The organism is Nocardiopsis listeri NBRC 13360 (genome assembly GCF_001570765.1).
Taxonomy (GTDB): Bacteria; Actinomycetota; Actinomycetes; order Streptosporangiales; family Streptosporangiaceae; genus Nocardiopsis; species Nocardiopsis listeri.
On sequence record NZ_BCSH01000037.1, the window covers coordinates 79,203 to 87,253 of the forward strand.

Sequence of the window (8,051 nt, forward strand, 5' to 3'; positions counted from 1 at the left end):
CGCGTCACATGATTAATTGGGTGCCCACCGCCAACGTAAGGAGAATCACAGTGGCCGACAGCACTCCCTCGAGCCAGGAGACACTGTCCAACCTTCTCCATGAAACACGTAGTTTCCCGCCGCCGGCGGAGCTCGCCGCGAACGCCAACGTCAAGGCGGACGCCTATGACGCCGCGGCCGCCGACCGACTCGGCTTCTGGGAGGAGCAGGCCCGCAGGCTCCAGTGGGATCGGGAGTGGGACACCGTTCTGGACTGGGACCCGCCCTACGCGAAGTGGTTCGTCGGCGGCAAGATCAACGCCTCCGTCAACTGCGTGGACCGCCACGTCGACGCCGGCCTCGGTGACCGCGCCGCCATCCAGTGGGAGGGCGAGCCCGGTGACAGCCGCACCATCACCTACGCCGACCTCAAGGACCAGGTCTCCCAGGCGGCCAACGCCATCACCGCGCTCGGGGTGAAGAAGGGCGACCGGGTCGCCATCTACATGCCGATGATCCCGGAGACGGTCGTCGCCATGCTCGCCTGCGCCCGCATCGGCGCCGTGCACATGGTCGTCTTCGGCGGGTTCTCCGTCGACGCCCTCGGCCAACGCATCGACGACAGCCAGGCCAAGCTCGTCATCACCGCCGACGGTGGCTACCGGCGCGGCAAGCCCAGCGCCCTCAAGCCCGCCGTCGACGGGGCCGTCGCGGACCGTCCCGTCGTCGAGAACGTCCTCGTCGTCCGACGCACCGGCCAGGACGTCGAATGGACCGACCGGGACGTGTGGTGGCACGACGCCGTCGGCTCCGCGAGCACCGAGCACACCCCTCAGGCGCACGACTCCGAGGATCCGCTGTACATCATGTACACCAGCGGGACCACGGCCAAGCCCAAGGGCATCCTGCACACCACCGGCGGGTACCTCACCCAGTCCTCGTACACGCACTGGGCGGTCTTCGACCTCAAGCCGGAGACCGACGTCTACTGGTGCGCCGCCGACATCGGCTGGGTCACCGGTCACTCCTACATCGTCTACGGCCCGCTCTCCAACGCCGCGACCGTGGTCATGTACGAGGGGACCCCGGACACCCCGCACCAGGGTCGTTTCTGGGAGATCATCGAGAAGTACAAGGTCACGATCGCCTACATGGCGCCCACCGCGATCCGTACCTTTATGAAGTGGGGCGACGAGGTCCCCGCGAAGTACGACCTGTCGAGCCTGCGCGTCATCGGTTCGGTCGGTGAGCCGATCAACCCCGAGGCCTACATCTGGTACCGGGAGAACATCGGCGGCGGCAGGACCCCGGTGGTGGACACCTGGTGGCAGACCGAGACCGGCGCCATCATGGTCAGCCCGCTGCCCGGTGTCACCTCGGGCAAGCCCGGCGCCGCGATGGGACCGATCCCGGGCATCGAGGCCGACGTCGTCGACGAACAAGGGCGATCGGTGCCCGACGGCGAAGGCGGCTTCATCGTCATCCGTGAACCCTGGCCGGCCATGCTCCGCGGCATCTGGGGCGACGACCAGCGCTACAAGGACACCTACTGGTCACGCTTCGAGGGTCTCTACTTCCCCGGCGACGGTGCCAAGAAGGACGAGGACGGTGACATGTGGCTGCTCGGCCGCGTGGACGACGTCATGCTCGTCTCCGGCCACAACATCTCCACCACCGAGGTGGAGTCGGCCCTGGTCTCGCACCCGAAGGTCGCCGAAGCGGCGGTCGTCGGAGCCGCCGACAAGGTGAGCGGTCAGGCGATCGTCGGCTTCGTCATCCTGCGGGGCGGGGAGGAAGAGGTCCCGGAGGACCTGGTCCAGGAGCTGCGCACCCACGTCGGCGGCTCGCTCGGCCCGATCGCCAAGCCCGCCCGCCTCCTCGCGGTTCCGGAACTGCCCAAGACCCGGTCCGGGAAGATCATGCGGCGTCTGCTGCGCGACATCGCCGAGAACCGGGACATCGGTGACACCTCCACCCTGACCGACTCGTCGATCATGGACGTGATCGCCAAGCAGTTGCCCTCGGCCAAGACGGACGGCTGAGGGGTCGGATCACCGACGGTTCGACGGCGCCCCCTCCCCTCCTACGGGGGTGGGGCGCCGTCGACCGCTCACCCACCACCGAAACCGAAGCCGGTCGTTTTGCGTGCCGTGAGAGACATCAGTGGCATGGCATGTGCGAGGATGCGGAGGATAATCCGCGTGTTCGGACCGAGAGAAGGGAACCCCCACGATGGTGGACAAGCCGGGTACCGGCCGACCTGGCGCTGCCGGCGACCCCGAACGTTCCATCGGTGAATTGGTCACCGACGCCACCGACAACCTCTCGCGTCTGGTCAAGCTCGAGATCAGGCTGGCCAAGCTCGAGGCCAAAGCGGACGCCGTCAAGATCGGCAAGAGCATCGGTGAGTTCGGTGCCGCCGGTGTCATCCTGCACCTCGTGGCGATCCTCTTCTCCATCACCGCCGGATTCTTCCTGGCAGAGGTCTTCGGTTGGCAGTACTGGACCTCCTTCCTCGCCGTCACCGGCTTCTACCTGCTGATCGCCCTGATCTTCATCCTGGTCGCGGTCATCAACCTGCGTCGTCGCCAGGGCCTGGCCCGCACGGCGATCACCACCTCCCGCCTCGTGGGCATCCTTCGTGGAGAGATCCGTCCGCCCAGGCACGGCGGGGCCACGGCCGTCACCGAGACCACCGCGGCCGGCGGGGCCTCCTCCGCCGCCGGCGGGGCCACCGCCGTCACGAACGACTAGCGACCCGCGGGTGCCGGACGATTCGGTCGCCTATGTGGACGGCCCCTGGACCCACCGGACGGTGGGCGCGGCCGGAGCCAGGTTCCACATGGCCGAACTCGGTGAAGGTCCACTGGTCCTCCTCCTGCACGGCTTCCCCCAGTTCTGGTGGACGTGGCGCGACCAGATGAGCGCCCTGGCCGGGGTCGGGTACCGAGCCGTCGCCGTCGACCTGCGGGGTTATGGTGCCAGTGACAAGACCCCACGGGGGTACGACCTGGTGGGTCTGGCGCAGGACATGGCGGGCCTGGTCCGTGCCCTCGGGGCCGCCGAGGCCATCGTGGTCGGACACGGGATCGGCGGGTTGATCGGCTGGACCATGACCGCCTATCACCCGGGTACGGTTCGCGCCTTGGCCGCGGTTTCGGCCCCCCATCCCCGACGCGCCGCCCGCGCCTTCCTCTTCCCGGGGCCCGGCGCCGGTCACATGCTCCGCGCCCAGGTGCCGATCCTCCCCGAACACCGGCTGCTCGCCGACGGTTGTGCCCGTGTGGGCGAGCTCCTCCACGCCTGGTCGGCCCCGGGATGGCCCGACCGCGAGGCCGAGGAACGCTACCGTCTCGCCTTCTCGATTCCGAAGGTCTCGCACTGCTCGCTGGAGTACCACCGCTGGATCTTCCGGTCGCGGTGGCGCATGGACGGCCTCCGGTACGCCCACTGGATGCGCGCCACCGTGCGGGTCCCCGTCCTCCAACTGCATGGTTCCCTGGACCCGCTCTGTCCACCGAAGGTCGCCCGATCCTCGGCACGACTCGTCACCGGCTCCTACAGCTGGGTTTCGGTGGCCGAGGCCGGACACTTCCCCCATGAGGAGCGACCGCGTCAGGTCGCGGAGGCTCTCGTAGGGTGGTTGCGGGAGATCGATGGCGACCGGCGGGGAGGCACCCATGACGACACGGACCAAGGGCGAACGCGACCGTAACGAGGTCGGGCGGGCACAGAATCAGCGTCCTCGTGACCGATACGGGCGCCCGATGCCTCGTGGTGGTCGGGGCGAGGTCGAACGTGTGCCCGACGACGCGGAGTTCACCGTGGAGGAAGGGCTGGGCGAGGCCCAACGGCTCTTGGACCAGGGTTACGCGTTCACCGCGCACGAAGTGCTCGAAGCGGTCTGGAAGTCGTCCCCGGAGCCGGAGCGGGAGCTGTGGCGCGGACTTGCGCAGACCGCGGTCGGAGTCACCCACGCCCAGCGCGGTAACCGGTTGGGCGCGGCTCGCCTGTTGCGACGAGGCGCCGACCGGGTGGAGGAGTTCGGCCCGGACGCTCCACACGGGGTGGACGTGGTGGGGATCGCCGCGTTCGCACGGGGTCTGGCCGACGACCTCGACAGCGGTCGTGCCACCTCCGGCGACGGTATCGACCCCTCTGGAATGCGGCTCCGGACGGCCTAATTCCGTCCGGACCGAAACCCGCCAATAGAGCGGTATAACAGGGGTCGGCGATACCACTGACCCGCCTGTGCCTCCAGTGGCTACAGAGGGTGATTTCTGATTCGTGCCCGTATACGTGTTTTGTCATTTTCATGGCACTATCACGTTATGCGATGTTATCTGAGACAAAAAAGACCAACAAAGACATTAATCCGAACCCCGAGATCACCATGGGGTCACATCTTCGACCCCACTTGGGGAAATGGTGAACCGGCCCTCTCAATTATTCTTCCGCGTGCGTACAATCCCCGGATCACCGCTCGCCGGTACGTGACGCGGGCGGCGTGCACCACACAGAAAGGTGGCACCGCTTCGACCCCGACCCGCGTGATGTCTCCCCAGTTCAATACCCCTGTGGACGACGGAACGCATACGGCGGTGCGCGGCACCGAAGCCCAAGAGGCGGCTGTTCCGCACACCTTCGATGACGGGGCCGAAAAGGATGTGCCCGTCTCAAGGAGGACGGATTGTCTGGGCTCAACATCGCCGCGGATAGCGGCATGGCCCTGGCCCTGGAAGGCAGGGACCTCACCCTCGTCATCGTCGTCATGGTGGTCGCGCTCCTGGCGCTCGCCGTAGCGGGGATGCTCGTACGTGAGGTACTCGCCGCCGGGCAGGGCACCGAACGAATGCGCAATATCGCGGTCGCCGTTCAGGAAGGCGCCGCTGCCTACTTGAAACGACAGTTCCGCACTCTCGCGGTCTTCATCGTCGTCATCCCGCTACTACTGCTTCTCCTGCACGCCGACACATGGGCCATCGCCATCGGCCGATCGTTGTTCTTCGCCCTGGGCGCCCTGCTCTCGGCGGCCACCGGCTTCATCGGAATGTGGCTCGCGGTCCGCGGCAACGTCCGTGTGGCCGCCGCCGCCCGTGGTGGTGGCGAAAGCGACGGCCACGCCGCCATGCGCATCGCCTTCCGCACCGGTGGTGTCGCCGGCATGATCACCGTCGGCCTCGGGCTGCTCGGTGCCGCGCTCGTAGTCCTCATCTACCGGGAGAACGCCCCCATCGTCCTGGAGGGCTTCGGCTTCGGTGCGGCCCTCCTCGCGATGTTCATGCGAGTGGGGGGTGGCATCTTCACCAAGGCCGCCGACGTCGGCGCCGACCTCGTGGGCAAGGTGGAACAGGGCATCCCCGAGGACGACCCCCGAAACGCCGCCACCATCGCCGACAACGTCGGTGACAACGTGGGCGACTGCGCCGGCATGGCCGCCGACCTGTTCGAGTCCTACGCGGTGGTCCTCGTGGCCTCACTCATCCTCGGCCGTGTCGCCTTCGGCACCGAGGGCCTCGTCTTCCCGTTGCTGGTCCCCATGATCGGCGTCATCACCGCCATCATCGGAATCTTCATCGTGGCGCCCAGGGCCAAGGACAAGACGGCGATGAGCGCGATCAACCGCGGCTTCTTCGTCTCGGCGGCCATCTCCGCCGTCCTCGTCATCGGCACCGCGCTCTGGTACCTGCCCAGCGGCTTCGACCAGCTGAAGGGCGTCAGCGATGGGGTCCTCGACGAGATCGCCGCCGCCGGCACCGACCCCGACCCCAGGTTCATCGCCATCGTCGCGGTCCTGATCGGACTGGTGCTCGCCGCGGCGATCCAGCTCCTCACCGGCTACTTCACCGAAACCGACAAACGCCCCGTCAAGGACATCGGGCAGAGCTCCGAGACCGGCGCGGCCACCGTCATCCTGTCCGGCATCTCCACCGGCCTGGAGTCCGCGGTCTACTCGGCCCTGCTGATCGCCGGCGCCGTCTACGCCGCCTTCCTCCTCGGCGGAGGTTCCATCACCCTGAGCCTGTTCGCCGTCGCGCTCGCCGGCACCGGACTCCTCACCACGGTCGGCATCATCGTCGCCATGGACACCTTCGGTCCCGTCGCCGACAACGCCCAGGGCATCGCCGAGATGTCCGGGGACGTCGAGGGCAGGGGCGCCGACGTCCTCACCGGTCTGGACGCCGTCGGCAACACCACGAAGGCGATCACCAAGGGCATCGCGATCGCCACCGCGGTCCTCGCCGCCACCGCGCTCTTCGGAGCGTTCCGCACCTCGGTCCAAGAACGCCTCGGCGAGGGCGAGATCTTCTCCCTGTCCCTGGACAATCCGGACGTCCTCGTCGGTGTCATCATCGGCGCGTCCGTCGTGTTCTTCTTCTCGGGACTGGCCATCATGGCGGTCGGCCGGGCGGCCCAGCGGGTGGTCCTGGAGGTGCGCAACCAGTTCCGTACCCGCCCCGGGATCATGGACGGCAGCGAGACACCCGAGTACGCGCGGGTCGTCGACATCTGTACCAAGGACTCCCTGCGGGAGCTGGTCACCCCCGGTCTCCTCGCCGTCCTCGCACCGATCGCCGTCGGCTTCGCCTTCGGGTACGCGCCACTGGGCGCCTTCCTCGGTGGCGCGATCGCCGCGGGTGTGCTCATGGCGGTGTTCCTGTCCAACGCCGGTGGCGCCTGGGACAACGCCAAGAAGTTGGTGGAGGACGGGCACCACGGAGGCAAGGGCTCGGCCGCCCACGAGGCCACCATCATCGGCGACACCGTCGGCGACCCCTTCAAGGACACCGCGGGCCCGGCCATCAACCCGCTGCTCAAGGTGATGAACCTGGTCGCGCTGATCGTGGCGCCCACCGTGGTGATGTACGCGGACAACGTGGTCCTCCGGGTCGGTGTGACCGTCGTGGCGGTCGGCATCCTCGTCGGGGCGGTGCTCTGGTCGAAGAACAGGGGTTCGGGTACGGAGACCGACCTGGCCGAGATCGATGGTCGGACCACCCCTAAGGGGGCCCCGGAGGCCGGTGGGGACACCGAGGTCACCGGGGACGAGAAGCCCGCGATGGGCGACGACACCGCCGCGGACAAGGGTGAGGACACCGAAGGGAACCGGAAGGAGGAGGCCCGAGCCGCCGACACCGGAAAGGGCTGACCCCACCGACCCCGGGTAGGGAGACCTCTTGCCTCCCCACCTTCGCCGAGCGGCCGTCCGGGACCTCCGGGCGGCCGCTCCGTTCACGCACCTACCCTGGTGGAACGGACGTCGGTGCTCGAACGAAGGAGTTGTGTCGAGGTGTCGGGAGCAAAGGGACTGTTCATCATCCTTGGGGCCATGTTCGGCTTCATGGCCTTCCTCGCGGTGGTCGCCACGGTGGTGTCCCCATGAGTCGCACGCTCCTCCTGATGCGCCACGCGAAGGCCGAAGACGGGTTCGGGTCGATCGACTTCGACCGTGCCCTCACCGATGAAGGCCGTGACCAGGCCGAGCGGGTCGGTCGTCTCCTCAAGGAGAAGGGGTACGCACCGGAACACGTCGTCTGCTCCGCGGCCGCACGGACACGGCAGACCCTGGACGGGGTCCTGGGCGCGATGGATCAGGCCCCGGAGGTCGACCACACCGAGGCCGCCTACCTCGCCGGCCCGGACGGCCTCCTGGAACTCATCACCTACGTGGACCCGGCGGTGGACACCCTCCTGGTGGTCGGACACAACCCGACCATCGCTCAGGTGGCCGCGTCATTCATCGGAGAGCAGGCCATGGCGGCGTTCTCGCCGGCCACCGTCGCGGCGATCGACATCGAGGTGGAGTGGCTCTACGCGGCTCCGGGAACGGGCACCGGACGGATCCTCAATTGATGTGACCCACAGCACAGGACCTCCGGGTTGCACGGTCGGAGGCCGGGGGGTAATGTTCTCCGAGTCGCCTCCGAACGGCCCAAGGCCGAGAGGGGGACGAGATCTTCTCGATCGAATCGAACACGGGTTCTCCGTGGGCGTGATCGGATCTTCGAGTCAGACACTTCCTCTTCTTCACCGAAATGGTTCGGGCACTCCCCGAGACATGTAAGATGATG

At 67.7% G+C, this 8,051-nt stretch carries 6 protein-coding genes; all 6 read left to right on the forward strand.

Going from position 1 to position 8,051, the window contains the following annotated elements:
* The first annotated feature begins 50 nt into the window (after positions 1 to 50).
* The 6 genes from acs to NLI01S_RS12775 all read left to right on the forward strand — a co-directional run bounded on the left by acs (position 51) and on the right by NLI01S_RS12775 (position 7,833).
* Positions 51 to 2,021: an acetate--CoA ligase gene (gene acs / locus NLI01S_RS12750; RefSeq protein WP_067603961.1), complete on the forward strand. Its 1,971-nt coding sequence runs from the start codon at positions 51 to 53 to the stop codon at positions 2,019 to 2,021.
* A gap of 190 nt (positions 2,022 to 2,211) precedes the next feature.
* A complete protein-coding gene (locus NLI01S_RS12755; RefSeq protein ID WP_067603962.1) occupies positions 2,212 to 2,733 on the forward strand; it encodes a phage holin family protein in 522 nt (173 codons plus the stop codon).
* Between the two features lie 10 nt (positions 2,734 to 2,743).
* Positions 2,744 to 3,694 carry an alpha/beta fold hydrolase gene (locus tag NLI01S_RS12760; protein ID WP_067603964.1) on the forward strand — a complete coding sequence of 317 codons (951 nt, stop codon included), beginning with the start codon at positions 2,744 to 2,746 and terminating at the stop codon, positions 3,692 to 3,694.
* Complete coding sequence (locus NLI01S_RS12765; protein WP_067603966.1) at positions 3,660 to 4,163, forward strand: DUF309 domain-containing protein; 504 nt, start codon at positions 3,660 to 3,662, stop codon at positions 4,161 to 4,163. Before NLI01S_RS12760 ends, NLI01S_RS12765 begins: the two co-directional genes overlap by 35 nt.
* A gap of 539 nt (positions 4,164 to 4,702) precedes the next feature.
* Positions 4,703 to 7,129, forward strand: a complete 2,427-nt coding sequence (locus tag NLI01S_RS12770) for a sodium-translocating pyrophosphatase (RefSeq protein WP_067603968.1) — start codon at positions 4,703 to 4,705, stop codon at positions 7,127 to 7,129.
* A gap of 230 nt (positions 7,130 to 7,359) precedes the next feature.
* Positions 7,360 to 7,833, forward strand: a complete 474-nt coding sequence (locus NLI01S_RS12775) for a SixA phosphatase family protein (RefSeq protein ID WP_067603970.1) — start codon at positions 7,360 to 7,362, stop codon at positions 7,831 to 7,833.
* The last annotated feature ends 218 nt before the right edge of the window (positions 7,834 to 8,051 follow it).